Origin of the sequence: Nocardia nepalensis (genome assembly GCF_048910785.1) — a bacterium.
Taxonomy (GTDB): Bacteria; Actinomycetota; Actinomycetes; order Mycobacteriales; family Mycobacteriaceae; genus Nocardia; species Nocardia nepalensis.
Genome location: NZ_JBKBET010000036.1, coordinates 274,755 through 301,695, shown reverse-complemented (window position 1 = coordinate 301,695; position 26,941 = coordinate 274,755). Strand labels below are relative to the sequence as shown.

Genomic DNA, 26,941 nt, shown 5'->3' with positions numbered 1-26,941 from the left:
TACTAATTCGGCAAGGGCGTGGTTCGAACTCGTCGCAGGTGGACCTTCCTTCGGAAATCGCTACGTTCCTACGATGCGACTCGCACCGTAGGGCCGAGGTGATCAGCGGATATCGGGGCGGTCGGGTGTGGGCGTGCAGCCGTCGACGGCCGGATGCACCTGCCATTGGTTTTCTGGTTTCTGCTGTTCAGTTGCAGTCGAGGGGCTTTCGGCATCTGCGATCATCGCGCACCATCGTTCGATGTCGGGTGTGCCCGAGGTCGCCCAGCCCCCTTGCCAGGTGCCGATGCGCTGGCAGTGCAGGATCGGGTGGAGTTCGTTCCAGCCCGAGTGCGCGGAGTCGTAGACCCAGGTGCCCTTCACGACGAGTATGTCGGCGCCTCGGCCGAATATGTCGTTGGTATGGATCTCGCCGAGGCCCGGATCGACATCGTTGGGGTCACCGGTGTCGTTGAGCGCCACGATGACTCCGATGACGAAGATCACGGCGGCGATCGCGCCGAGGATCGCGCACACCGCCCACCCGATCACCGGAATGGCGCAGACGACGGTCGCGGCTGTGGCGAACGGTAGCGCCGCGAGGCAGGCGATCATCAGGTCGTAGACGCCCGCTCCTTCGAACTCCGCGTGCAGCGCCGCGGTCGTCCGGTAGGCGTACTGGCCCTCGTCCATTCCGCTGAAATCCCAGTCGTCTCCCAGCTGGTTCTTGATCAGGTAGCCCTGCTGATGGTCATCTTGGACGTCCTCCTGGGTGGCCCCTTCGGGGTGTGGGTACAGCACCAGGTTGAAGCTGTAGTCGGTGTCGAACATGTCCAAACCGGACTTCTTCGACGGCGGTTCGACTTTCGAGACCCACCCGACCGCACACCTGTCACCGCCGAGACAAACGAGCCGGTCGTAGAGCCACCATCGGCAGTAGGCGATGATGGCCGACAGCGCGACCACCGCCACCCCGGGAATCACTGCGCCACCGAAGAGCACAATCGGAAGTGCGACGACGGCCGCCGCGATGAGCGCCTGTACCAACGCGCCACCGATGTGGTTGTCCCGCGAGATGCATTTCGTGTATTGCCTGGCCATCAGCGTGCCTCGATATCCACCGTGATCCCTCCGGCGATCAGCTCATCGGCCACCGCGCGAATGTTGAATCGCTTGGTTCCGGTGAACCCGTCCGGGGGAGTCGCGACGACCTGGATGTCGACCTCGGCGTCGGGGTCGAGGGCTATCCGCGCGGGATGGAAGCAGAGTTGCCAGTCGTCGGGCACCGGGTGGGCCGCGGGGTCGTGGTGGGCGCGCACCGATGCGGGCAGTTCCGGGAACAGGCGCGCGTCGGCGGGACCGACCGCCCGCCGACGCAGTTCCCGTTTAGTCGGGCGCTCGACGGCGTTACAAGACAGCGGCGGTGGCAACCGATAGGTGTCGGTCGCGAATACGAAAACCCGTGGCGCCGCATCGGGATTGCGTAACCGAAAGCCGAACTCGGCGGGCGAATGCGCCGCCACCACGGTCAGGTTCTCCTGCCCGATATTGTTGAGCGGGTTCGCGTCATCTATCCAGCTGAACCGCACTTGAAGGCAGTAGTGCCCGGGACGCGGCGGCGTCCGCCACGGAATCACCGCCATGGCAGGGCAATTCGGCCCGCCCTTGACGCCCAGGTCGACGGTGGTGGTGCCGATCGGGATCGGTGTGGTGCCGATGCCGAAGTCGAGATAGTGGAATTCGACGGCCAAGCCCACGACCGGTGCGTTCGCCGATCCGTTCCAGATGCGGGCGACGATGTCGTAGTCGGTGTCGGCGGCGATATCACTCGACGGCACTGCCACGCCGCCCCTGCGCAATTCGATATCCGGATTGTCCCAGGTGACCGCCAGACCGAGGTCCATCAGGTATTGCTGTGAGTAGATGAGCGGATCCGGTTTGCGATAGGCGGGATGCTTGATCGGCACGCACCTCGAATCGGCGGTTCGCGCCGTGCGCCCTGGCAGCCGGGCGCGGTCGCAGGCAGCCTGAATCATGGCCTGTAACAGGCGAATCAGTGCGATCAGCGCACCGGCCCATCCTGTCGACAGGGCCACTATCGCGCCCCACAGTGCACGCAGAAAAGCAGCCGCGGCGTGCATCGTTGTGCCTCAGCCCTGTCCGAGGGCGTGGCGTCGCCATTCCACCCGGGCCACCACCGTGCACGCCACGCAAGCGAGGCACAGTCCGGCCACTGCCGCCCATTCGAGTGCGCCGCTGCCGCGATCCGGGTCGACGCCGAAGATGATTTCGATCCACTCGCGGGTCACCACGGTCAGCGCCGCCAGGGCGGCGGTCGCGATGGCGAGTGCGATTTCGATCCACAACCGGATCCGCACAGAGATAGGCATGCGGTCCTCCGTTCTCCGAGGCCACGGCAGGGCTGAATCCGCCCGCTCCCTAGTTTGGTCGGCGACCGCCCCGCGCACATGAGTAGCGCACTACTTTGAATTCGCCGAAGTGACACGGGGTACCTGCGCGCAGGCGGGCCTGAAAAGTTCACGCGGAAGGGGCAAGCCGCTCGGTGAGGAAGGCCAGGATCTCGTCGCGGGCGGCGAGCGTCGGCTCACCGGCGGCGTCGATGAGATGGGCCGTCACCACGCTGTGCGGGCTGGCCACCGCCTCGGCGAAGAACGGCGACGGGTCGGGGTTGGCCGCACAGTCCGGAAGCACTCGTGCGGTGAATCGGTCGCCGAGCGCCGCGGTGTACGCGGCGAACCGCTCTGCCCGACACCACTTGTCGCCTTCGAAGCGGTATGCCATCACGGCCAGGTCCTCGCGGTCGAGGCGCTCGCGTATCGCGCTGAGGTCCTCCGGTGCGATCTCCAGCCCCGCGGGGTCGTCGAGCGGTAGCGACGGCTGACAGAGAACGGGTGCCAGTACCGACGACTCGAGGGTCATGGTGAGAGCGAAGTTGCCCGTGAAGCACATTCCGACTGCGCCGACGCCGGGGCCGCCACACTCCCGGTGCGCGGATCGGGCGAGCGCCCGCAGCCACTGGGTCACGGGACTGGTGCGGTTGGCCCCGAAGGCACGGAACTCGGCGCTGACGCACGCCCGCCGCACGACGGCGGTGCCCTCCTCGACGGTGGGCGTCGCACCGTCGCGTCCGAACAGCGACGGCAGGTACACGGTGAAACCGGCCTCGCGCACCCATCGCGCGAAACGTGCGACGTGGGGGCTGATTCCGGGCATCTCCGGCATCACGATGACGGCCGGACCCGCGCCGGACACCAGGACGACTTTCGTGGCCGACTCGAAAGTGACACTGCGGCGTTCGAAGTCCTCGAGTGGATCGTCCTCGCTCATCTCGCGGGCTGGCATCGGCGACGCTCCTGACGTTGGATCGGTGTGCTCGGGACGAGCAGGTCGATCCTCTCCATGGCAGCGTGTGACGGCGAGGGGCGAGATCGCCATGTTTCGGGGCGATTGCGCCACCTATCGGGGGTGTCTGCGTGCACGGAACTGCCTGCGGTACTCGGCAGTGCCGATGCCTACCTGTTCGGTGAACAGTCGCCGCAAGGTGCCCGGGTCCTGGTAGCCGACCCGTGGGGCGATCTTCCCGACCGTCAGATCGGTCTCGGTGAGGAGGCGCTTGGCGGCGCCGATCCGGGCCTGCTGAAGGTAGGCCAGTGGCGAGCGCTCGGCCTCGTCGGCATAGCGGCGCAACAATGTCCGGGTGCTGACGTGAAAGGCGTCCGCCAGCCGGGACAGGCTGTAGGGCTCGGCGAGGTGATCGACGAGCCAGCGCTGGACCTCGGTCGCGAACGGCCCGGTCGCCGCGGCCACCATGGACTCGACGACGTACGGCGCCTGGCTGGTGCGGTTCTCCGACACCAGAGTGATGCGCGCGGTGGCCCGAGCGACACCCGCGCCGAGGTGGTCCCGAACGATGGCGGTCGCGAGGTCGAGCGATGCGCTGAACGCGGCAGTGGTGGTGACGTGGCCGTCGCCGACGACCATCGACTCCGCGCACACCGTCGACCGCGGATACCGTCGGGCCAGTTGCGCAGCGAACAGCCACGAGGTCGTCGACCGTCGTTCGTCCAACAGACCGGCCTCGCCCAGCAGGAAAGCGCCCACACACACCGAGGCGATCCGGGTGCGCCGTCGCCCTGCGGCCCGGAGGAACTCGATCTCGCGACTGCGGCCGTCGAGACGGATATCCAGGTCCTCGGCGGGGGACAGGTCGAACCCCGGCACCACGAGCTGATCGAATCGGTGGTGCCACCGCTGTGCGCCGATGGTGAACCCGCCCGCGGTGGCCACCGGTCCGTCCTGCGCGGCGACCACCGACGTCCGGAACAGTTCGGTGCCGGTGCTGCCCTTCTCCCGGGCGACCTGGTTGGCGATGCGGAGGATATCGGAGATGGCGAACACCTCGGTCGCGAAACAGTCTTCGTACGCCAGGATTCCGATTCGCATGAACCTCACGGTATGCGCGTCGGCGGTCCGAAAGCACCCGCACCCGTGCCACCGAACCCTGAACCACGACGACGGCAAGCAAATCCATCACCGCCCGAGTTCGACCTCGACGAGATCGGGGCGCACCCGCGCGGGTGTCCGGGCACGTAGCGTGCATCGAAATCCGTTGAGGGCGTGGGCAATTCCATTTGCGTCGTTACCATCGAGTTTTCTGGATCGGCGAAGCTGATTAGGGGATTTCTCGACAGGCCCCTAATCGGTTTTAGGGTCTTGTCCGAACGTTCGGTCTCAAATGCCCCCGGTTACGTTTCAGTTGACGGCTCCGCATGTGGCTCGAGCAGCGGCTATGGCCGAATCGGCGACCGATTCGAGGTTTTGGGCAATTTTCCGTAACACAAGGCGTGATACATCCGACGGACAGGTTGTCGAATAACAACTGCTGGAAGAGAACTGAACAATGTCGGCAAGGACTTTCTCGGCTGCGGTGGTCGTGGCGGCCGCGGTCGCTGTGTGCGCATCGTCGGCCGCTGCGGACCCTACGACTACAACGGCCCCCGCCCCGGGCATCGATCTCGGAGCCGACGCCGGCGTACAGATCGGCGGCGGGGGCGGCGCCTCGGGGACCGTCGGCGGGGGCGCGGCGGGCGGGGGCACCGGAAACGTCGGTGCGGGTGGGGGAGTCGGTGTGGGTGGGGGAGTCGGTGTGGGTGTCGGGACGGGTGTCGATGTGCAGGGCGGGGGCGGGCTCGGCGGCAACGTCGGTGGATCTGTTGCGCCGAGTGCCAGTGCGACACCGGGCGGCAGCGCCGGAGGTGGCCTCCAGGTCGGCGGCAGCGGGAATACCGGTGGCGGTGTGCAAGCCGGTGGTAACGCCGGTGGCGGTGTGCAAGTCGGTGGTAACGCCGGTGGCGGTGTGCAAGTCGGTGGCAACGCCGGTGGCGGCGGGCAAGCCGGTGGGAACGCTGGTGGTGACGTTCAAGGGGGTGGGAACCTCGGCGGCGGCGTCCAGGTCGGCGGCAACGGTGGCGCTGACGTACAGACTGGCGGGAACCTCGGCGCGGACGTGCAAGCGGGCGGTAACGGCAACGCCGGAGGCGGTGTGCAGGCTGGCGGGAACGCCGGTGGCGATGTCCAGGTCGGCGGCAATGGGGGCCTCGGTGGCGGGGTACAGGTCGGTACGAGCGCCGGGGGCGGTGTACAGGTCGGCGGGAACGGCAATCTCGGAGCGGGTGTGCAGGCCGGTGGCAACGGGAACGCCGGTGCCGGCGGGCTGGGCGGTATCGACTTGGCCGCTGCTGGAGCGGGTGCGGCCAGCTCGGACACGGTGTACGGCATGGCCATTCCCGTGGGCGCGACCACTGGAATCCCCGGCGGCCCGGCGGTCACCGACCTGGTCCCGCCCGGCGGATACGTGATCCCCAAGGGCGCGCCCGACACCGGCGCCGGCGGCATGGCCGGAGTGAGGCGATAGTGGCCACCTCAGGCATACAGGACGTGTGCATGCCGACCTCTCGCCGGAGGATGCCCGGCGTTTTCGTCGCCATAGTGGCGGTCATTGCGGCGCTGGTCGCGGGCTGCGGTTCGTCTGCTGGCACCTCCTCGACCGCGAGTACGAGCGTTGCGGCCGCGCCGGCCACGGGTGTGCACACCGCGGCGCCGATCGGCCGGTCGACTCCGGTGTCGTTCAAGATCGCCTCGGTCAACGCCTCGGGGTCGTTGATCGCGGTGGGCCTCAATTCCGACGGCTCGGTGCAGGTGCCCGCGGATTATCAGCAGGCCGCCTGGTATCAGAAGGGGCCCGCGCCAGGTGAGCAGGGCTCGGCGGTCATCCTCGGCCACGTCGACTCCTACCAGGGTGCCGGGGTGTTCTTCGAGCTGAAGAAGGTCAAGCCGGGCGACATGATCGACGTGACCCGCGCGGATGGGAAGACCGCGCATTTCAAGGTCACCGACGTGCGGATGTACCTGAAAGCCCAGTTCCCCGATCAGACCGTGTTCGGTGCCCGCGGCGGAGCGACCCTACAGGTCGTCACCTGCGGCGGCGAGTTCGACCAGACCGCCAGGACTTACCTATCCAACGTGGTCGTGTTCTCCTCACTCGACTCGGTCACCTAGACGCCCCGATCCCGAAATGCGCCGCGGGCCCGCGGCGCACCACCCCTGACCCCGCCGATACAGTGCCTCGTCGCGGTCATCGACCAACTCGTCAACGATCACTCCGTGCAGCCGGTCCCGCGCCTGCGGCCGGCGCTCACGATCACCCGTGCGGATCAACCGAAGAACCAGTCGATCAAACCATTCGAGTCAGCGCAGGTGTGTATCCAAGAAAGCCAACGCATCCGGAAGTGATGCCAGGAACGCGCCGCTATGGTCTTTACCGGGATATTTATCGACCGTCACCTGTATGCCGGGATTCAACTCTTGGAGGCTTTTCCCGTAACTTTCCGTGTTTGTGGGAGGAACATCGATGTCGGCGGTGCCATAGCCGATCATGAGGTCACTGGTGAAATGGTCCTCCGGGTAACCGGCGAGCGCGGTGATGTCCGCTTCGAACGTCGGCGTCGGTTCGTCCGGGTCGGCGACAAGTGCTGCGGGCCGTCGGCCTTCCGCGCGCGCAACCAGATCCGCAAGGCATTCCGAAGTTGCCTTTGCCACGTATTCCTTTCCGAAGTCGGAAAGGTACGGGGTCACACTGTCGGGGTTCAACTCCTGCAACGAGGCCAGGAAGTACCCGGCGTACCCGACTTGGTTCTCGGAGCCGGTCGAGGATCGCTCGAACATCTTCCGCAGGCTCGCACTCGGATTGGTGCGCAGGCCGGTGGCTATCACCCCGCTCAGCCCCGCCGCCGGCCCGCCGCTGCGCTCGGCGTACAGGCTGGCCGCACTCATCGCGGCGTGCGCCCCTTCCGACTGGCCGATGACGACCCATTTGCTCGACAACGGAATGGGGGTGGTGCGAATCGCCGCGACCGCGTCCAGTATCGACAGTCCTTCGACATTCCTGTTGTAGTAACTGAACTGTCCCGCAGTGCCCAGCCCCTGGTAGTCGGGTGCCAGGACGGCATACCCGCGGTCCAGGATCTGGTTGAAGTAGGCGCTGTTTCGCGCCGTTTGCGGCCGATGTGAAGGTGCGCAGGAATCTCCGATGCCCACGGTGCCGTGCGCCCACACGACCAGCGGCCAACCGCCCAGCGGTGGCACACCGGACGGCAGATACAGCGCACCCGACCCCTCGGCGGGCGCGTCATGCTGATCCTTCGTCGAGTAGACGACCTCGAGCGACACCGCGGCCTCGGCGAACGACCATGCGGGATCGAGTAGTCCGATCCTGCTCAGCTGTCCGGTATCCGCGACCTTCGCCGTCGCGGGCGGACTCGCGACAGTGAGTGAGGCACACACGATCGCGGCCGCCATCAGCGCCACTCGCCGAAAGGACACTAAGGACATGCTGCACAACCGTACCGGCCCAATCCGCACATCCTCCCCACCGCTGGTGAGACACGCCCTCGAAGTTGGCCGACTCAGCGGCCTGCACCATAATTCAGCGGCGACAATGGCGCCGCGGAAGGCCTGATCGGCAACGGACGCTCACTTGCTCGGAGAGAACTGACCGCTCGCTTGGACCTGGCTGCCGGCCGAGGTGAATGTCACCACGCTCGGGCCGCCCTGTGGACAACACAGCGGGTCACTTGGATTCGCCCATCGATATTGCACCGACACCGTATTCCGGGTCTTTCCGATGACCGCGGTGTGCGGGTACGGCTCGGCAGTCGCAGTGCCGAGGTAGGTGCCGGCTGTTCGGCTCAGGCGCCGAGTAATTCGGAGGCACCGCAGAAAGTATCGCCAATTACGGCTGCGATCGGATCGACTGACGCACTATGGTGAAATCGATGCAGGGCGTTCGGTTTTCGGATTGCTGGCCACTGGTTCATATATAACAATCCGGTCGGTTTGCGCGCTCGAGCATCCTGGACGGGCGGTCCAGCTTTGTCCAGGGGGATGGAATTCGCTGTTCTGGAAAGTTTTCGATGTTACCGTGAAATGGTCCGGCGCATTTGCCCGACAGAATTCGATGAGTTGATATTCGATGCCACACACCGAGTGGCATTAATTTAGTGTTCCCGCACATCCGAGGAAGTATGCCATGTCTGCACTTTCCGACAAGATCAACCGTCAGCATGAACTCGCCGGGATTCCGATCGCCGGCAAGGAATTTCGGTATCTCGGCGGCACCCGGCCGATTACCTGCGTTGCCGCGAACGTAGTCGCCGCTGTCGACGGCGTGCACGCCGCGGCCGCCGTGGCGGTTGGTTGAGTTCACCGCGGGCGCGGTCTCGGACCGTCCTACGCAGTTCGGTTGGGGCAGTGATCGTTTCCGACCTGACAGGGGTACCGGAATGGCCATACCGCGCCCTCCCGCGATATCGCGTGAGGCCACCTTGTCGGCGGCCGAACGGCTCAGCGCAGTTTGTCAGCTGATCGCGAGCCTCGAGTACCTGGCCTCTAGATCCGAGCAATATCAGGGCGGACTGCAGGACTGGACACTGATCAGGCCGGCGGTGCGTGCCCGGGCCCCGTGGCTGGCACGGCTTGTCGATGTGGTCGCGCGGCCGGGTATCACCGAGGCCGTGCATGTCACCCGCGTCGCAGCGGCGGGCGCACTACTGGCACCGACGCCGTGGCGGGTGCGCCTGGCTGCGAACGCCGCTCTGACGGTGACGGCGCCGCTGCTGCACACTCGCTACGCCCGCGGCAGTGACGGTGCCGACCACGCCTCGTTCGTGGTGCAGGCGTCAGCTACGGTCGCCCGCGCCGCGGGGACGCGCCCGCAGGTCACCGATGCCTGCCTGTGGTTCATCGCGGCCCAGTCGGTGCTGTCCTACACCGCGGCCGGCTGGGCAAAGGCGATCAGCCCGACCTGGCGCCAGGCCGAGGCGCTGACCGGTGTCACCCGAACCCTCACCTTCGGCGACGCCGCGGTGTGGCGCTTCTTTCGCGATCACCCGCATCTGGCCCGGCTGGCCACACACGGTGTCGTGGCGCTGGAATGCGGATTCCCGGCAGTGTTCGCATTGCAGGGCAGGCTCGCCCCGCCGCTGCTGGCAGCGATGGGCGGCTTCCACGTCGCCAACACACGCATCATGGGACTCGGCCGGTTCCTGTGGGCGTTCACCGCCATGTATCCGGCCGTGCTCTACGTGACAGACCCCCGCCACCGCGACCGTGACGACTCGTTCGTGCCCGCCACCGCAACCGCGACGATAGCGGCCCTCGTCACCCACGCCGTGGCGTCCCGCTTCTCGCGGCGGATCGCGGCCGCCGGACACGGCGACGAGCAGTGGTTGACCACGTCGGCGGGAAATCGGTTGGCGTACCGGCAATTCGGACCGGCCCGACCCGCGCACACGCTGGTCTTCGTCCACGGTCTCGGCATGGCAGCCGAGACCTGGGATCCAATCGTCCGGATCCTCGGCGATCGGTTCCGCGTCGTGACCTATCAGCGCGCCGGATACGGCCCCAGCGAATGGTCCGGACGTGACGGCGGCATCGACTCGGCCATCACGGATCTGATCGAACTCGGCCAGCACGTCCGCGGGCACAGCCCCGTGACCCTCGTGGGGCACTCCCTCGGCGGATACCTCGCGCTGCGCGCGGCGGCCAAGGATCCCTCGATCGCCGGCGCAGTCCTGCTGGACGCGAGCCACCCGGCTCAACTACGCACCGCCACGGGGAGCGCCGTGCATGCCCTCGACGCCGAGGCCGGTCTGCGGCTCATCGCCGCGTCCACCCGGCTCGGCCTCGGGCTGCTCGCGCAACGCCCACCCTGGATCGACGTCCTGCCGCCGCGGTCGCGCCGGCTCGCCGCGGCCCATCACCGGCACCCCGGGACGTGGTCGGCGGCACTGCGTGAGTACCGCGCGGCCGTGGCCGACGCGCGAGCAGAAACGGCGACACCCGTACTCGGATCACCTCTGCTGGTCCTGACCGCCGAGTACTCCGAGAGTGCCGATCCGGCCTACGGCAGGCTGTGTGACGAGCTGGCCACCTCCCGGACCGGCTCGCAGCGGGCGGTCATCGGCGGCGCCGACCACCTGCGCCTGCTCATCGATGAGTCGATCGCATCCGAGGTGGCCCAGCGCCTGACACTGTTCGTCGATGCGGCCCGCACAGTGCGCATCAGCGAAAGGCCGGGCGGACATGGCCGGTGAACGAACCGACGCGCGGATCGCCGGACGCGCCGTCGCCGCGGGACTGGCGGCCTGGTTCGTGGCCACCGCACTGAGCCAGCACCCCCATCCCATGTTCCAGCGCCTGCGGCAAGCCGACCCCACCGCGCTACTCATCCCGAACTGGCGCTTCTTCGCACCCGAGCCGGCCCGTTCCGACTTTCACGTGCTCTACCGACTGCTCGACACCACCGGCTCCACGACCCCATGGACCGACATCCCCGCTGTCGCTCCACGAATCTGGCGTGAAACCGTGTGGTTCCCGCGCCGCCGCCACGACAAGGCGCTGTTCGACATCTGTGCCGACATACTCGACACCGTCGCCAACCATCCGGCCGTCGCCACCCGGACCTCCGCCTACACCCTGCTCCGCGAACATGTCCGCCGCGTCATTACCACCGACCACCCCGACGGACCACCATGCGGTTTCCAATTCCTCATCGCAACCGACACTGGTCACGACACCGGCCACGAACCCGACTGCCTACTCATATCCGAATACATCCCGTGGGCACCGGAAAGTCGAACCGCTGAGTGTGCGACTCGCGATAAACGGCGCACCACGAGCGGATTTCGCGGTAGCCGCGGGCGTTGACGCCGGTCGCGACGAGACAGCGGACGTTGACCACGTGCCCGTTCTCGCGAACCTTCGACATGAGGGCGTCGGCGGCGACGAACGTGTAGGGCCTGGGGCGAGCGGGGGTGCGGGCTTCGACCCGGGCATCCAGATCGCGGGCCATTCTCGACACCTGGGACTTGGAAAGTGTTGTGATGCCGAGGTTTTCGGCCAGTTTTCGGCATGCGGCGGGTGGACACTCCGGGGGATAGCGGGTTATTGGGGTGTGTGGGCGCGGCAGGTGTCCGGCCTGGCCGGTGTCGAGGGCTCCCTGGTCGGGGTCCTCGGCGCTGGCTCAGGCGCGCGGCGGCGTGTCGCGACCGCACCATTGCGCGAGTCGTTCGGGATGGCGCGCGGCCCGACGGCGGGCTCGGCCCGGCATAAGACCAAGGGCCACTTCCTCAGTGCTCGACCAGCAATCTGAAAAAGATTGCCCGGGTACGAGTCCAGGGGCCTTAATGGTATAGAGCCGGGCACCTCTAGGTCGGGGACCCCCAGGTACCGAGGACCAGCAACAAGGAGATATCGCCACTGGGGGCGATCGGGGTGAAGGTGGACGCAATCCTAGCCGCGGTCGAGGAGGAATGATGGCGTCACTGAATCCGTTCGGCTACCGACCTGGAGACCGCGAAGACCCTTGTTGCTCTGCTGATGCCGGACTTCACGAAGGGGTGCTGAGGGGGATGTTCGAGGGGGCCAATGCAGTTCGCCGAAGTGAAGAATCCGCTTTGCGGATAGTCATCGTCTCGCCGATCCGGCTGTACCGCGAAGGGCTGGCGTCGGTACTGTCCGCGCTCGGCGGCATCGGTGAGATCGCCACGTGCGAGCATCCCGTCGAAGGACTCGACCTGGCCCGTCAGGTCGTCCCGCACATCCTCCTGCTGGACATGTCCGCGGTGAACAGTTCGGCAAGCGCACGTCTGTACGCCAGAGAGTTCCCGGAGACCAAGATCGTGGCTCTCGCGCTTCCGGAAACCGAGCAGCATGTCGTCGACTGTGCTGAAGCAGGCGTGGTCGGATACGTCCCGCGCGAAGGATCTATCGACGATCTCATGGCGGCGATACGGCATGCGGCACAAGGGAAAACGCTCTGCTCACCGCAGATCGCGGCCGGGCTGATGCGCCGAGTCGCCGCGCTTGCCAACGAGAATCGTCTGCGCCGCTCACGCCCACTGCTGACCGCCCGCGAGTCGGAGGTCGCCGATCACATCGCGCTCGGCCTGAGCAACCGTGCGATCGCCGCTTGCTTGGGGATCGAGGTTTGCACCGTCAAGAATCATGTGCACAACATCCTGGAGAAGCTCGGCGTGACTCAACGCGCGGACGTGGCAGAACATCTCGGGCACAGAATCCGATCCCGCCCGGACAACTGCCTTCCGTCCGAGTGACCGACCTATCCGGATCCGGGTAGCCGACCCGGCTGCCTCTCCTGCGCCCGGCCGGCGTGGCCGCGGCCGGACTTCGTTCTGCTGGAGTACGTCCCGACCAGCGCGAACATCGGTCCGGATCCGGGTTCACTCGAAAACGGATCCAAGGACTCATTGTCCGAGTGCCGGTGCCGGGGCGTTACTGGATAGAGCCCGGCCACCACAGGAGTCGGCACCCCGGTGCAGACGGAGCCCTATTCACCCCACCCCTCTTCACCACATCAACAAGGAGGCAGCGCCATGCCTACTATCACTTCGCTCTCGCCGACATCGGGGCCCGCTTCGGGGTTCAACGGTGTGGTCATCACCGGCACCGGCTTCACCGGCCTGCCGACGGTGCGGTTCGGTACGACCGCGACCACTTACACCCTAGATTCCAGTACGCAGATCACCGCGATCGCTCCGCCGGGAACGGGTACGGTGCCGGTCACTGTTACCACTACGGACGGTACGAGTAACGGCGTTTCGTACACCTACGTATCGGTTCCCATTGTTCCCACGCTGATTTCGCTCACTCCGATTGCGGGCCCGGTGACCGGCGGAACTTTGGTCACCTTGATCGGCTTCGGGTTCACGGGTGCTACTGCGGTCAGTTTCGGCGCTACTCCCGCAACGTCCTTTTTCGTGTTGTCGGACAACCTGCTTGTTGCGTTGTCTCCTGCCGGGACGGGTACGGTGTCGGTCACGGTCACCACTGCGGCTGGTACGAGCGCCGGGATTCCGTTCACGTATGTGCCGGTTCCCACGCTGACTTCGATCAGTCCGAATTCGGGGCCGGTGACCGGCGGGACTACGGTCACTTTGACCGGCACCGGGTTCACGGGTGCTACTGCGGTGAGTTTCGGTATTCTTCCGGCGATTTCGTTCACGGTGAATTCGGATACGCAGATCACCGCGGTCAGTCCGGTAGGCCTCGGCACGGTGCCGGTCACGGTCACCACGGCTGGCGGTACGAGTAACGGGGTCTTCTACACCTATGTGCCGCTTCCGATCCTGATTTCGTTGACTCCGATTTCGGGGCCGGCCGCTGGGGGAACAACGGTCGCTCTGACCGGTGTGGGTCTGACCGGTGCCACGGGCGTGAGTTTTGGTGCTACGCCAGCGACTTCGTTCACGGTCGTGTCGGACACGCTGATTACGGCGGTTGCTCCTGCTGGGGTCGGTACGGTGCAGGTGACGGTCACCACTGCGGTCGGTTCGAGTAACGGGCTGGCGTTCACCTACCTGTCCGTGCCCGCGCTTCCCATTCTGGCTTCGATCACGCCGATTTCGGGGCCGGTGGTCGGGGGAACTTTGGTGATCTTGACCGGCACCGGGTTCACGGGTGCTACTGCGGTGAGTTTCGGCGCTACTCCGGCGACATTCTATTTCGTGTTCTCGGATTCGCTGATTATTGCGGTGACACCTGCGGGGACCGGTACTGTGCCGGTCACAGTCACCACTGCGGCCGGAACGAGTAACAGCGTTTCCTACACCTACATCTGACCGCACCCCCGCACGGGCCTCAGCCCGGGCTAGGACATATGCGATCACCAATGGGACCGACCCGGATGCACGGGCCGGTCCCTTCGGTGGAAATGTCTCTCAGTCGCGTCCGGCCCGGATCAGAGTGTCTGCGAGTTCAGCGGGCTATCTCTCCACCTCGTAGGTCAGCTTTACGACCTTGGAGAAGGCCTTGACGGCAGCGAGTCTCAATGTGGCGTGCTGACCGGCACGGAAGTAGAACTGCCGCCCCTTGCCCATGAGAAATGGATAGATAGCGAGGTCGATCACATCGATGAGCTGCTCGCGGAGCAGTGTCTCCCCGAGCAGGCTGTGCCCAAGAATGAGCAGGTTTCTCCCATCCTGCTGCTTGAGCCGTGCCACTTCGGCGGCGACGTCGCCTCGGATGATGGTCGGGTCGCCCCAGTCGGCCTTCTCCAGCGTGGAGCTGAATACGTACTTCGGGATTTCGTTGAGCCGATCGGCCCACATCGGCTTGTGAGTACCGCCGCCATACAGATTGGCGAAGTCTTCATAGGTACGGCGGCCGAACAGCAGTGCGTCGCACGCCTCGAGTAAGCCGAGGCCGTCGCGCAGGTAGGCCGCATCCTGATAATTGCCGACTCCCATGGCAACGGGGTCTTCGGTTACGCCATCCGCCGAGGCCAGAACGTACTCGATTACCTTCCGCATGACGTCGCTCCTTCTCGTCGAATGTGCCGGTACCCGAAGCGATGTTGTCGCGCTCGGTGCCCGGCTCTGACTGCTCGCCAATCGGCGGCGGGTGTATAGACACCGAGATCGAAGGAAAATGGCCGTCGCGGTCGACCAGTTTCCGGCACGGCCGGTGTCTATACACAAGGCAGGTGCTCGAGGTCTAGGAGGCGTAGTGGCGAATGGCGATTTGACGGCCCGGGCGCGTGCCGGCGACAGCGACGCGTTCCGAGAGCTGACCGAGCCATATCGGTGGGAGTTGCAGGTGCACTGCTATCGCATGCTCGGATCGTTCCAGGACGCCGAGGACGCATTGCAGGACACGCTGCTGGCTGCCTGGCAGGGCCTCGCGGGGTACGGCGAGCGTGCCTCGATTCGTACGTGGCTCTACCGGATCGCAACCAGACGATGCCTCAATGCGCGGCGCGCAGCGAGCCGACGCCCGGTCAAGGAGTGGGATGTGCCCGACGTTGCCCCACCGGAGCCGACCCGCCTCGGCGAAGTCGTCTGGCTGCAACCCCTTCCCGACGCCGTGCTCCCTGGTATTCCCGACCTGCCGCTCGGACCGGAGGCTCGCTACGAGAAGACCGAATCGATCTCCTTGGCGTTCGTGACGGCGCTCCAGGCCCTGCCACCGCGCCAAGTCGCCGTGCTCATCTTGCGTGATGTTCTCGGATTCCACGCCAGAGAAGTCGCCGAGATGCTCGATACGACTGTTGATACCGTCAACGGCGCACTAAAGCGGGCGCGCGTTGGTTTGCAGCGCTACCGCAGCATCGTGGGGAATCGGGAGCCTGCGCCGCCCGCCGGCTCAGCTTCCGAGGACTCGATCACGGCCCGCTTCGTCCGGGCGTTCGAGTCCAATAACATCGACGCGCTGGTGGCCCTGCTCACCGATGACGTCTTCATTTCGATGCCGCCATTGCCGCTCGAGTACGAGGGTCGCGAAGCGGTGGCCGGTTTCTGGTCCGCGCTCTTCGACGTGGGTCGTCGGGTGGACCTCATCGCCACACGCGCCAACGGGCAGCCCGCGTTCGGCACGTATCTGCATGCGCCGAACGGCATCCGGCACGGCACCGGTCTCATCGTCCTCACGCTCAGCGAAGATCGCATCTGCGCCATGACACGCTTCGAAAACAGCGTGCTTGCGTGGTTCGGGCTGCCACGCTCGCTTCCGGACGAGTAGCAAACCGCAGCCGAGGATTGCGACGACCGCTGCTATAGAGCCGGGAGAGCGTGGGTTAGGTCGTGGGCGAGAGGGATGAAGGCGCGACAGGCGGCGCTGCGATAGCCACCTTCGCGGGTGAGCAGCACGGCAGTGCGAGTGGGTATCGGCGGGTCGAGGTCGATCGGGATCAGCTCGGGGTGGTCGTGAGTGATCGCATCGGGTAGCACGGTGGCCATGGGAGCCTGCCGGACGATTTCGGTGAGCGCCTGAACCGAGTTGGCTTCCACAGCGATCCGCGGACTGATGTGGTGGGCGGAGCAGTAGTTGTCGATGTGGCGGCGGGTGGCGAAGTCGCGAGTCAGCAGCGCCAGTGGGTGGTTTTCCAGGGCGTGGGCCGAAATCGTTTGAGCTGCTTCGGTAGCCAAAGGTGCGGCGCTGTTGGTGACGACGCGCAGGGTTTCGGTGAACAGCGTGCTCGCCGCGATCCCGGGTTGGCTCGGGGCGTCGAAGGCGATGCCGAGAACCACTGTGTCGCTCGCGAGTTCGGACTCGATGCGTTCCTGGCTGGCTTCGCGCACGGTCAGGGTGATGCCGGGGTGGCGGCGGTGCAGTTCGGCGGTGAGCGGGCCGACAAGATAGGCAGTGAAGGTGGGGGTGACGGCCAAGCGCAGGTGCCCGCGGGACAGGTCGGTGACGTCGTGGACGGCGCGTTCGCCTGCGGCCAGTTCGCGCAGGGCACGGTTGGCGTAGTCGAGGTAGGCGTGTCCGGCGTCGGTGAGGCGCACGGTGCGGGCGTCTTGGACGCTATAGCTGCTGGTGATGCATGGTGAATTTGTCAAGCCAAACGGGGGAGCCCGAAGGGAAGAAAGACGACCATGCATGATTTGGGCGAGGGCGTCGCGCAGTTCCAGCGCGAGGTTGTGAACTCCGAAGTGGCGCAGCTGGTTCGCCAGAATGTGCTGGCCCAGCTGACGAACCTGGCCACCCACCCGTCGGTGGCGCGCCGCATCGCCGAGCACAGCCTGACCCTGCACGGCTGGGTGTTCGACATTCCCACCGGCACCGTCGAAGAACTCCGCGCCCTCGGCCACGCCGCCGCACTCGCAGGCTGATCGACCGATCCCACTCCCACTGAAGCCCGTTATCCAGGAAAGGAAATCACCACGATGATTCACGCCCAGTTCGATCCCACCGCCCGCCAGACCCTCGCCGCCGCCGCGGTGGACGCCAAGACCCGCAAGGGTATCTCCTGGCAGCAGATCGCCGACGCCGCAGGCTTGTCGGTGGCCTTCGCCACCGCCGCCGTGCTCGGCCAGCACCCCCTCCCCGCCGCGTCCGCGCAGGCCGTGGCCGAGCTGCTGGGCTTGGACGAAGACGCCGCCCTGCTGTTGCAGACCATACCGACCCGCGGTTCGATCCCCGGCGGGATCCCCACCGACCCGACCATCTACCGCTTCTACGAGATGCTCCAGGTCTACGGCACCACGCTCGAGGCCCTGGTGCACGAGCAGTTCGGTGACGGCATCATCTCCGCGATCAACTTCGAGCTCGACGTCAAGAGGGTCGCAGACCCCGAAGGCGGCGAACGCGCCGTCATCACCCTCGACGGAAAGTACCTGCCCACCAAGCCTTTCTGACCTGCGCCCGACGGGGACCAGCGCCGCCTTCCCGGTAATTCGTCACGGAAGTACTTCGAACTGGCCACCTTCTACGACGAATTCGCCAAACCCTGGCAGCAGCGCCGCCTGCGCATGCGCCACGACACGCGCGAGGATGCCATCGACGTCTACCGCTACTGGCGGCAAACCGACGCCTCCGCCCGGTAGTCGCAACTGCCGAGCTACGAGCTGGCACACCATCCTGCCGGACGCAACCCGTCGCGACGCCGACCTCGGATGGACTTCAGCGGCCGAGCCGACCGGAAGGCGCACGGCCATATGAAATTAGGGGCAGCGTCTGGGATCTCCGGTCTTCGCCACGAGCTCACAATGCGAAAACGGACGAAAACGGATCGCGAGACGCGTTGCCCGGCAACCGGTCCAGGGGCGTTAATGGAAACAGCGGGCCGCCAATCGAGCCGGGCAACCACCCAGTGCAAAAGAGGAATCGCCATCCCAGCAAAAGGAGGCAGCGCTATGGCTACCATCAGCTCCCTCTCTCCGACATCGGGGCCCACTTCGGGCGGCATGAGCGTCATCGTGACGGGCACCGGCTTCACCGGTCCATTGACCGTGCAGTTCGGCACTACAGCAACCACCTTCACCATCGACTCCGATACACAGATCACGGCAATCACGCCTGTGGGGTCAGCCGGTACGGTGCAGGTGACGGTCACCTCCTCGGAGGGAACCAGCAACGGGGTCGCCTACACCTATCTCGCGGTTCCGTCGTTGAGCAGCATCAGTCCCAGCCAAGGGGCCACCTCGGGTGGAACGTCGGTCGTCCTGGCCGGCTCGGGCTTTACGGGAGCCACTGCGGTCACTTTCGGTGGCGCGGCGGCAACTTCGTTCACCGTCGACTCCGATGCGCAGATCACTGCCGTCGCACCGGCGGGGACGGGGATCGTTTCGGTTAACGTCACCGGCCCGAGCGGCACCAGCAACGCGGTCCCCTATGTCTATGTCGTGGTTCCTACCATCACATCGATCTCGCCGGCCTCGGGGCCGACGTCGGGCGGAACTAGTGTCGTGGTGACCGGCACCGGGTTCACCGGTCCGTTGACCGTGCGGTTCGGCGCCACTTCGACTACCTTCACCATCGACTCTGCTACCCAGATCACGGCCGTCGCCCCCGCGGACTCGGCCGGTGCGGTGCAGGTCACCGTCACCGGCTCGGGCGGAACCAGCAACGGCGTCGTTTACACTTATGTCCCGGTTCCTACACTGATTTCGGTCAGTCCCAACCAAGGGCCCGCCGCGGGCGGTACCACTGTCACCATCGCCGGGACTGGCCTGTCCACTGCCACTGCGGTTGCTTTCGGCAACACAGCGGCGACATCGTTCACCGTCGACCTCGACACGCAGGTTACCGCGGTCGCCCCGGCCGGGGCGGGGACTGTGCAGGTCACCGTCGCCACGGTGGGTGGGATCACTAACGGAGTTTCCTACACCTATATCTGAGCGTTACTGCGTCCGGGCCGTCAGCGGACAGCGTTGATGGCCCACTCGGGCTGCGGTTTTAGGTCCAGTCGCCGCCACCAAGACGGCGGTTGCAGGGGTAAGGGGGTGTTCGTTGGCTACCGTTCTGAAGATGCTGCTGGCGGAGCGGCATCTCAAAAACCATTCGGATTTTCTGGCCGCGTACGACAGGTGCGCCGCACAACTCGATCCTCCTATCCCTCCGGGTTATGGGCCCTCGAAGACACAGTTCTATCAGTGGCTGTCGGGCGGGATGGTCGGGTTTCCCCGCGACTACCATTGCCGGGTGCTGGTGAAGCTGTTCTCCGGCTGGACGGTCGAGAAATTGTTTCAGATGGCCGATGCCGCGCCAGCGCACCAGTTCGCTCTTCCGGAAACGGACGTGGAGCTCGAGGCGTTTCTCGGGGCTGAGATGATCACCAGCGGAATTACTCTCGTGTACCCGACCTTCGAGCTACCAGGGGGGTCAGCGCAAGTACCCGGGGCGACCGAGGCTTCGCATCGGCGCGCATTCGAGAGGACGGCCCGCACCTTTGCGGCCGATCCCGATGTGCTGATCACATTGCCGGAGAACGAAGTTCGCGGACTGCTGTACGTGTTCTCGTTCCTCCAGCGCCACACTTGTATCCCGACCGACGTTCGCAGCGACCGCGACGTCGTCGCGCACAGCGACCGCCCCTATATCAGTTTCGGACTGACCAGCAACGACTGCACACGTATGTACCTCGAAAGTGTCGAGCGTCCGCTGTTCACCCTCAACGACCGTGGTGCTGAAGGCGGCTCCCGCCTGGAGCAGTTGGAGCTGAGGGACGGTAGCCGGTATGACTCGAGCGAGGACCACAACATCGGCGTCATCGCGCGGGTGCGACCGAGCCCAGATCAGCACCCCCACCGGTACTGGATATTCTGTGCGGGCTTGGGCCCACGCGGGACCACCGGGGCAAGCTGGTATCTCGCCAACTGCTGGAGCCTCCTACAGCAGCGTGCCGGGCACCGCGAATTCGTCGCGGTGGTCGATGTCGGTAAGGACTCCGACGACACCGCCAGCTTGGAGCATCTGCTGATCGAATCGCATCGCTGACACGGCCCGTGTATTCCGTAGTGCCGTAATCGGTTCTGCGCGTGGGAAAGCGGTTGTAGCGCCGCCGAAAACGCCACTGCCGCAACACCCGACAGGCTGTTGTCGCCGCTCCCGTCGCCATTCCAAAGCGGACTAAAACGGATCGGCGAGACATAGCCCAGCAACTGGTCCAAGGGCGTTAATGGAAAGAGCGGACCGCCAAGAGAGTCGAGCACCATCCGGTACAGAGGAACCACACAGCAAACGAGGAGGCAGCGCCATGCCTACCATCACTTCCCTCTCTCCAACGTCTGGCCCCACGACGGGCGGTACCAGCGTCACGATCACCGGCACCGGATTTTCCGGTCCGCTGACCGTGCGGTTCGGCACTACCGCAACCACTTTCACCATCAACTCCTCAACCCAGCTCACCGCCATCGCCCCTGCGGGCTCGGTCGGTCCGGTGCAGGTCACCGTCACCTCCCCGGCGGGAACCAGCAATGGTGTCACCTACACCTATCTCGCGGTTCCGTCGTTGAGCAGCATCAGCCCCAGCCAAGGATCCACCTCGGGCGGAACGACCGTCACTCTCACCGGGTCGGGCCTGACCGGAGTTACCGCGGTCAATTTCGGCAGCACACCGGCAACCTCGTTCACGGTCAACTCCAACACGCAGATCACGGCCGTCGCCCCGGCCGGGACGGGAATCGTGTCGGTCACGGTTACCGGACCGGGTGGCACCAGCAACCCGGTTACCTACGTCTATGTCGTGGTCCCGACCATCACATCCATCTCCCCAACGGCCGGGCCGACTTCGGGGGGCAACAGCGTCACGATCACCGGCACCAACTTCACCGGTCCGTTGACCGTACGCTTCGGCAGCACCGCAACCTTTTTCACCGTCAACTCGTCTACTCAGATCACGGCCACCGCCCCTGCCGGGTCGGCCGGTACGGTGCAGGTCACTGTCACCGGCAATGGTGGCACCAGTAACGGCGTCTCCTACACCTACGTCGGAACGCCCACCCTGACCGCGCTTACTCCGAGTTCGGGGCCGGTTACCGGTGGCACAACGGTTGTCTTGACGGGGACGGGACTGTCCACCGCCACCGCGGTGAAATTCGGTGCGACACCCGCGACTTCGTTCACCGTCAACTCCAATACGCAGATCACGGCGGTCGCTCCCGCCGGGACGGGGACCGTGCAGGTCAAGGTCACCACCGCGGGCGGCACGAGCAACGGCCTCGCGTATACCTATGTTGCGGTTCCCACGCTGACCTCGGTGGTGCCGAGTTCGGGGCCGGCGGGCGGTGGGACGACGGTTGTCCTCACCGGGACGAATCTGACGGGAGCTACCGCGGTCAGTTTCGGTGCGACACCGGCGGCTTCGTTCACCGTCAACTCCGCGACGCAGATCACCGCAGTCGCACCCGCGGGGACGGGAACGGTACAGGTCACCGCCACCACTGCGGGCGGAACGAGCAATGGTGTTTCCTACACCTATATTCCGGTTCCCACCCTGACCTCGGTGGTGCCGAGTTCGGGACCGGTGGCCGGTGGGACGACGGTCGTTCTCACCGGGACCGGGTTCACGGGAGCCACCGCGGTCAGTTTCGGCGGCACACCGGCGGCTTCGTTCACCGTCAACTCCGCGACACAGATCACCGCCGTCGCACCCGCTGGTACCGGAACGGTCCTGGTCACCGTTACCACTGCGGGCGGCACCAGTAACGGCGTCGCTTACACCTATGTCGCGGTGCCCACTCTGGTCTCGGTGGTGCCGAACGCGGGTCCGGTGACCGGTGGGACGACGGTCGTTCTCACCGGGACGAATCTGACCGGAGCTACCGCGGTCAGTTTCGGTGCGACACCGGCGGCTTCGTTCACTGTCGACTCCGCGACGCAGATCACCGCGGTAACCCCAGCGGGTACGGGGTCCGTGCAGGTCACGGTCACCACCGCGGGTGGAACCAGTAACGGGGTCACCTACACCTATGTCGCCGTGCCCACTCTGGTGTCGGTGGTGCCGAGTGCGGGGCCGGTGGCCGGTGGGACGACCGTCGTTCTCACCGGGACGGGATTGACCGGTGCTACCGCGGTCAGTTTCGGTGCGACACCGGCGACTTCGTTCACGGTCAACTCCGCGACCCAGATCACGGCAGTTGCACCCGCCGGCACAGGAACGGTGCAGGTTACTGTGACTACTGCGGGTGGAACGAGCAATGGTGTTTCCTACACCTATGTCGCGGTGCCCACTCTGGTCTCGGTGGTGCCCAGTGCGGGACCGGTCACCGGTGGGACGACGGTCGTTCTCACCGGGACGAATCTGTCCGGGGCCACAGCCGTCAGTTTCGGTGCGACACCGGCGACTTCGTTCACGGTCGACTCGGCTACGCAGATCACCGCGGTGACCCCGGCGGGGACTGGGTCTGTTGCGGTCACCGTTACCACCGTGGGTGGAACCAGTAATGGGGTCACCTACACCTATGTCGCGGTGCCCACTCTGGTGTCGGTGGTGCCGAGTGCGGGACCGGTGGCCGGTGGGACAACGGTCGTCCTCACCGGGACCGGGTTCACGGGAGCCACCGCGGTCAGTTTCGGTGCGACACCGGCGACTTCGTTTACGGTCGACTCGGCGACTCAGATTACCGCTGTCGCCCCGGCCGGCACAGGAACTGTGCAGGTCACTGTGACTACTGCGGGTGGAACGAGTAACGGTGTTTCCTACACCTATGTCGCGGTGCCCACTCTGGTCTCGGTGGTGCCCAGTGCGGGACCGGTCACCGGTGGGACAACGGTCGTCCTCACCGGGACGAATCTGTCCGGGGCCACAGCCGTCAGTTTCGGTGCGACACCGGCGACTTCGTTCACTGTCGACTCCGCGACGCAGATCACGGCAGTCGCCCCGGCCGGCACAGGAACTGTGCAGGTCACTGTGACTACTGCGGGTGGAACGAGTAATGGTGTTTCCTACACCTATGTTGCGGTTCCGACCCTGACTACCGTGGTGCCCAATGTGGGTCCGGTGACAGGTGGGACGACGGTCGTTCTCACCGGGACGAATCTGACTGGAGCTACTGCGGTCAGTTTCGGTGCGACACCGGCGACTTCGTTTACGGTCGATTCGGCGACGCAGATTACCGCCGTCGCACCCGCCGGTACGGGAACCGTGCAGGTTACTGTGACCACTGCGGGTGGAACGAGTAATGGTGTTTCCTACACCTATGTTGCGGTTCCGACCCTGACTACCGTGGTGCCCAATGTGGGTCCGGTGACCGGTGGGACGACGGTCGTTCTCACCGGGACGAATCTGACCGGTGCTACTGCGGTCAGTTTCGGTGCGACACCGGCGACTTCGTTTACGGTCGACTCGGCGACGCAGATTACCGCCGTCGCACCCGCCGGTACGGGAACCGTGCAGGTTACTGCCACCACTGCAGGCGGAACCAGTAATGGGATCACCTACACCTATGTCGCGGTGCCCACTCTGGTGTCGGTGGTGCCGAGTGCGGGGCCGGTGGCTGGTGGGACGACGGTCGTTCTCACCGGGACGGGATTGACCGGTGCTACTGCGGTCAGTTTCGGTGCGACACCGGCGACTTCGTTCACCGTCGACTCCGCGACCCAGATCACGGCAGTTGCACCCGCCGGCACAGGAACGGTGCAGGTTACTGTGACCACTGCGGGTGGAACGAGTAATGGTGTTTCCTACACCTATGTCGCGGTTCCCACCCTGGTGTCGGTGGTGCCCAATGCGGGACCGGTCACCGGTGGGACAACGGTCGTCCTGACCGGGACGAATCTGACAGGGGCCACAGCTGTCACTTTCGGTGCGACACCGGCAGCCTCGTTCACTGTCGACTCGGCGACCCAGATCACCGCGGTCACCCCGGCAGGGACGGGGACCGTAGCGGTCACCGTCACGACCGTCGGCGGTACCAGTAACGGCGTCGCTTACACCTATGTCGCAGTTCCCACCCTGACTACCGTGGTGCCCAATGCGGGTCCGGTCACCGGTGGTACAACGGTCGTCCTGACCGGGACGGGATTGACAGGCGCTACGGCAGTGACTTTCGGTGCGACACCGGCGACTTCGTTCACCGTCGACTCCGCGACCCAGATCACCGCCGTCGCTCCCGCTGGAACGGGGACCGTGCAGGTCACCGCCACCACTGCGGGTGGAACGAGCAATGGTGTTTCCTACACCTATGTTGCGCTTCCCACCCTGACTACCGTGGTGCCGAGTTCGGGTCCTGTGGGTGGTGGGACAACGGTCGTTCTGACCGGGACCAACCTGACCGGAGCTACGGCGGTCAGTTTCGGTGTGACACCGGCGGCTTCGTTCACCGTCGATTCCGCGACGCAGATCACGGCGGTCGCTCCCGCTGGAACGGGGACCGTGCAGGTCACCGCGACCACTGCGGGTGGAACGAGCAATGGTGTTTCCTACACCTATGTTCCGGTTCCCACTCTGGTCTCGGTGGTGCCGAGCGCAGGGCCGGTCACCGGTGGGACGACGGTAGTCCTGACCGGAACGGATCTGACGGGAGCGACGGCGGTCAGTTTCGGTGTGACTCCGGCGACTTCGTTCACGGTCGACTCCGCGACCCAGATCACCGCCCTCGTCCCCGCCGGGACGGGGACAGTGCAGGTCACTGCCACCACCGTGGGTGGAACCAGCAACGGTGTTGCCTACACCTATGTTCCGGCGCCTACCCTGACCTTGGTGGTGCCGAGTTCGGGTCCTGTGGGTGGTGGGACAACGGTCGTTCTGACCGGGACCAACCTGACCGGAGCTACCGCGGTCAGTTTCGGTGTGACACCGGCGGCTTCGTTCACGGTCGATTCCGCGACGCAGATCACGGCAGTCGCACCCGCCGGCACAGGAACCGTGCAGGTTACCGCCACCACCGCAGGCGGTACCAGTAACGGCGTCACTTACACCTACGTTCCGGTTCCCACCCTGACTATCGCGGTGCCCAATGTGGGACCCGTGGCCGGTGGGACGACGGTCGTTCTCACCGGAACGGATCTGACCGGAGCTACGGCGGTCAGTTTCGGTGCGACACCGGCGACTTCGTTCACGGTCGATTCCGCGACGCAGATCACGGCAGTCTCTCCTGCGGGAACGGGGACGGTACAGGTGACCGCCACTACGGTGGGCGGGACCAGCAATGGTGTCGCCTATACCTATGTTCCGCTTCCCAGTCTGATCACGGTGGTCCCGACTTCGGGGACCGCAGCGGGTGGGACGACGGTCGTCTTGACCGGAACGGATCTGACCGGAGCTACTGCGGTCAGTTTCGGTGCGACACCGGCGACTTCGTTCACCGTCGACTCCGCGACCCAGATCACGGCAGTCTCTCCTGCGGGAACGGGCACCGTGCAGGTGACCGCCACCACCGCGGGCGGGACCAGCAACGGTGTGGCCTACACCTACATCCCGGTTCCCGCTATCAGCAGCGTGGTTCCCAACTCGGGACCGGTGGCAGGCGGGACGACGGTCGTCATCACCGGAACGGATCTGACCGGAGCTACGGCGGTCAGTTTCGGTGCGACACCGGCGACTTCGTTCACGGTCGACTCCGCGACGCAGATCACGGCAGTCGCACCCGCCGGAACGGGGACGGTGCAGGTGACCGCCACCACCGCGGGTGGAACCAGCAATGGTGTTTCCTACACCTATGTTCCGGTTCCCACGCTGACCACGGTGGTGCCGAGTTCGGGATCCGCCGCAGGCGGGACCACGGTCGTTCTCACCGGAACGGGTCTGACGGGAGCGACTGACGTCAGTTTCGGTGGTACACCGGCGTTCTCGTTCACCGTGGACTCCGATACGCAGATCACCGCTTCATCCGCCAACGGGACGGGAACCGTGCAGGTCACCGTCACCACGGCGGGTGGGACCAGCAACGGTGCCTCCTACGCGTACGTCCCGGCCGTGTCCGTGGTCTTCCCGAGCCAAGGGCCGGAGGCAGGAGGGAACACAACCTTCGTCGTCGGAAACGGTTTCACCGGAGTCACCGCGGTGACGTTCGGTAGTACGCCGGCGACTACGTTCTCGGTCGACTCCGATACGCAGATCACGGTCACTGTCCCGGCGGGGACGGGCACGGTACAGGTCACCGTCACTGGCCCGAACGGCACCAGTAACGGCTCCCCGTACACCTACATCCCGGTTCCCACTCTGACCTCGGTCAACCCCAACCAAGGGCCCGAGGCAGGCGGAAATACGGTCATCATTACCGGGACTGGCCTGACCACCACCTCGTCGGTCATATTCGGTAGCACCGTGGGTAGTTGGACCGTGGACTCCGACACGCAGATCACCGCCGTAGTTCCCGCGCAGACGGGCTCGGTGCAGGTCACCGTCATCACCCCGGGCGGTACCAGCAACGGTGTCACCTACACCTATATCCCGGCTCCCACCCTGAGCACGGCGACCCCGAATTCGGGGGCGGCAGCCGGCGGTACGACGGTTGTTCTCACCGGAACAGATCTGACCGGCGCTACCGCAGTCGATTTCGGTGCGACACCGGCGGCTTCGTTCACGGTCGACTCCGCGACACAGATCACGGCAGTCTCTCCCGCCGGAACGGGCACCGTTCAGATCACCGCCACTACAGGAGGTGGGACCAGTAACGGCGTCGCTTACACCTTCGTCTGA

Annotated in this window: 22 protein-coding genes and 3 pseudogenes; 15 read left to right on the top strand and 10 right to left on the bottom strand. The window is 65.6% G+C overall.

The genetic code is table 11. The features are described from left to right. Positions 1-102: 102 nt before the first annotated feature. The 5 genes from ACHQ4I_RS31155 to ACHQ4I_RS31135 form a co-directional block, all read right to left on the bottom strand. Positions 103-1,080: a hypothetical protein gene (locus ACHQ4I_RS31155; protein WP_420775450.1), complete on the bottom strand. Its 978-nt coding sequence runs from the start codon at positions 1,078-1,080 to the stop codon at positions 103-105. After that, positions 1,080-2,120 (bottom strand): hypothetical protein, encoded by a 1,041-nt coding sequence (locus ACHQ4I_RS31150; RefSeq protein ID WP_420775449.1) that lies wholly within the window; start codon positions 2,118-2,120, stop codon positions 1,080-1,082. Before ACHQ4I_RS31150 ends, ACHQ4I_RS31155 begins: the two co-directional genes overlap by 1 nt. Before the next feature lie 9 nt (positions 2,121-2,129). After that, complete coding sequence (locus tag ACHQ4I_RS31145; protein ID WP_420775448.1) at positions 2,130-2,369, bottom strand: hypothetical protein; 240 nt, start codon at positions 2,367-2,369, stop codon at positions 2,130-2,132. A gap of 148 nt (positions 2,370-2,517) precedes the next feature. Further along, on the bottom strand, positions 2,518-3,342 hold the full coding sequence (locus ACHQ4I_RS31140) for a dienelactone hydrolase family protein (RefSeq protein ID WP_420775447.1): 825 nt from the start codon (positions 3,340-3,342) through the stop codon (positions 2,518-2,520). A 114-nt stretch (positions 3,343-3,456) separates the two neighbouring features. Beyond that, positions 3,457-4,443: a GlxA family transcriptional regulator gene (locus tag ACHQ4I_RS31135; protein ID WP_420775446.1), complete on the bottom strand. Its 987-nt coding sequence runs from the start codon at positions 4,441-4,443 to the stop codon at positions 3,457-3,459. A 457-nt stretch (positions 4,444-4,900) separates the two neighbouring features. On the opposite strand from ACHQ4I_RS31135, the gene ACHQ4I_RS31130 reads away from it, so the two are divergent. Together ACHQ4I_RS31130 and ACHQ4I_RS31125 are read left to right on the top strand one after the other, a co-directional pair. Further along, positions 4,901-5,914: a hypothetical protein gene (locus tag ACHQ4I_RS31130; protein ID WP_420775445.1), complete on the top strand. Its 1,014-nt coding sequence runs from the start codon at positions 4,901-4,903 to the stop codon at positions 5,912-5,914. Between the two features lie 29 nt (positions 5,915-5,943). Continuing rightward, positions 5,944-6,558: a class F sortase gene (locus ACHQ4I_RS31125; RefSeq protein WP_420775444.1), complete on the top strand. Its 615-nt coding sequence runs from the start codon at positions 5,944-5,946 to the stop codon at positions 6,556-6,558. 189 nt (positions 6,559-6,747) lie between these two features. Here ACHQ4I_RS31125 and ACHQ4I_RS31120 read toward each other — a convergent pair whose 3' ends face one another. Further along, a complete protein-coding gene (locus ACHQ4I_RS31120) occupies positions 6,748-7,890 on the bottom strand; it encodes an alpha/beta hydrolase family protein (RefSeq protein WP_420775443.1) in 1,143 nt (380 codons plus the stop codon). Between the two features lie 141 nt (positions 7,891-8,031). Then, on the bottom strand, positions 8,032-8,250 hold the full coding sequence (locus ACHQ4I_RS31115; RefSeq protein ID WP_420775545.1) for an LppP/LprE family lipoprotein: 219 nt from the start codon (positions 8,248-8,250) through the stop codon (positions 8,032-8,034). A 337-nt stretch (positions 8,251-8,587) separates the two neighbouring features. Between ACHQ4I_RS31115 and ACHQ4I_RS31110 the strand changes: the two genes are divergently transcribed. The 3 genes from ACHQ4I_RS31110 (at position 8,588) to ACHQ4I_RS31100 (ending at position 11,265) form a co-directional block, all read left to right on the top strand. Continuing rightward, positions 8,588-8,758 carry a hypothetical protein gene (locus ACHQ4I_RS31110; protein ID WP_420775442.1) on the top strand — a complete coding sequence of 57 codons (171 nt, stop codon included), beginning with the start codon at positions 8,588-8,590 and terminating at the stop codon, positions 8,756-8,758. 82 nt (positions 8,759-8,840) lie between these two features. Beyond that, the gene (locus ACHQ4I_RS31105) at positions 8,841-10,652 is read left to right on the top strand and encodes an alpha/beta fold hydrolase (RefSeq protein ID WP_420775441.1); all 1,812 of its coding nucleotides are present in this window, start codon (positions 8,841-8,843) and stop codon (positions 10,650-10,652) included. After that, the gene (locus ACHQ4I_RS31100; protein WP_420775440.1) at positions 10,642-11,265 is read left to right on the top strand and encodes a hypothetical protein; all 624 of its coding nucleotides are present in this window, start codon (positions 10,642-10,644) and stop codon (positions 11,263-11,265) included. Before ACHQ4I_RS31105 ends, ACHQ4I_RS31100 begins: the two co-directional genes overlap by 11 nt. Here the strand turns inward: ACHQ4I_RS31100 and ACHQ4I_RS31095 are convergent. Then, positions 11,240-11,489 (bottom strand): annotated as a pseudogene (locus ACHQ4I_RS31095) (transposase); the annotation flags it as partial. The gene ACHQ4I_RS31100 and the pseudogene ACHQ4I_RS31095 overlap by 26 nt on opposite strands. A 381-nt stretch (positions 11,490-11,870) precedes the next feature. Between ACHQ4I_RS31095 and ACHQ4I_RS31090 the strand changes: the two are divergent. From ACHQ4I_RS31090 to ACHQ4I_RS31080, 3 genes and pseudogenes are all read left to right on the top strand, one after another. Continuing rightward, positions 11,871-12,674: a LuxR C-terminal-related transcriptional regulator gene (locus tag ACHQ4I_RS31090; protein WP_420775439.1), complete on the top strand. Its 804-nt coding sequence runs from the start codon at positions 11,871-11,873 to the stop codon at positions 12,672-12,674. Positions 12,675-12,953: 279 nt separating this feature from the next. After that, positions 12,954-13,385: pseudogene (locus ACHQ4I_RS31085) on the top strand (IPT/TIG domain-containing protein); the annotation flags it as partial. Between the two features lie 129 nt (positions 13,386-13,514). Beyond that, the gene (locus tag ACHQ4I_RS31080) at positions 13,515-14,198 is read left to right on the top strand and encodes an IPT/TIG domain-containing protein (RefSeq protein WP_420775544.1); all 684 of its coding nucleotides are present in this window, start codon (positions 13,515-13,517) and stop codon (positions 14,196-14,198) included. Positions 14,199-14,342: 144 nt separating this feature from the next. Here ACHQ4I_RS31080 and ACHQ4I_RS31075 read toward each other — a convergent pair whose 3' ends face one another. Further along, positions 14,343-14,888 carry a dihydrofolate reductase family protein gene (locus ACHQ4I_RS31075; protein ID WP_420775438.1) on the bottom strand — a complete coding sequence of 182 codons (546 nt, stop codon included), beginning with the start codon at positions 14,886-14,888 and terminating at the stop codon, positions 14,343-14,345. Between the two features lie 118 nt (positions 14,889-15,006). Here ACHQ4I_RS31075 and ACHQ4I_RS31070 point away from each other — a divergent pair, with 118 nt between their 5' ends. Continuing rightward, entirely contained in the window at positions 15,007-16,095 is a 1,089-nt protein-coding gene (locus ACHQ4I_RS31070; protein WP_420775437.1) for an RNA polymerase subunit sigma-70, read from the top strand. Positions 16,096-16,127: 32 nt separating this feature from the next. On the opposite strand, the gene cynR is transcribed toward ACHQ4I_RS31070, so the two are convergent. Beyond that, positions 16,128-16,916, bottom strand: coding sequence for a transcriptional regulator CynR (gene cynR, locus ACHQ4I_RS31065; protein ID WP_420775436.1), 789 nt, complete (start codon positions 16,914-16,916; stop codon positions 16,128-16,130). A gap of 36 nt (positions 16,917-16,952) precedes the next feature. On the opposite strand from cynR, the gene ACHQ4I_RS31060 reads away from it, so the two are divergent. From ACHQ4I_RS31060 to ACHQ4I_RS31035, 6 genes and pseudogenes are all read left to right on the top strand, one after another. Continuing rightward, entirely contained in the window at positions 16,953-17,189 is a 237-nt protein-coding gene (locus ACHQ4I_RS31060) for a carbonic anhydrase (RefSeq protein ID WP_420775435.1), read from the top strand. Positions 17,190-17,243: 54 nt separating this feature from the next. Then, positions 17,244-17,714 (top strand): cyanase, encoded by a 471-nt coding sequence (gene cynS, locus ACHQ4I_RS31055; protein ID WP_420775434.1) that lies wholly within the window; start codon positions 17,244-17,246, stop codon positions 17,712-17,714. Positions 17,715-17,759: 45 nt separating this feature from the next. Then, positions 17,760-17,903 (top strand): annotated as a pseudogene (locus ACHQ4I_RS31050) (nucleoside deaminase); the annotation flags it as partial. A gap of 162 nt (positions 17,904-18,065) precedes the next feature. Next, complete coding sequence (locus ACHQ4I_RS31045) at positions 18,066-19,196, top strand: IPT/TIG domain-containing protein (RefSeq protein ID WP_420775433.1); 1,131 nt, start codon at positions 18,066-18,068, stop codon at positions 19,194-19,196. Between the two features lie 130 nt (positions 19,197-19,326). Further along, entirely contained in the window at positions 19,327-20,295 is a 969-nt protein-coding gene (locus ACHQ4I_RS31040; RefSeq protein ID WP_420775432.1) for a hypothetical protein, read from the top strand. A gap of 259 nt (positions 20,296-20,554) precedes the next feature. Further along, entirely contained in the window at positions 20,555-26,941 is a 6,387-nt protein-coding gene (locus tag ACHQ4I_RS31035; RefSeq protein WP_420775431.1) for an IPT/TIG domain-containing protein, read from the top strand.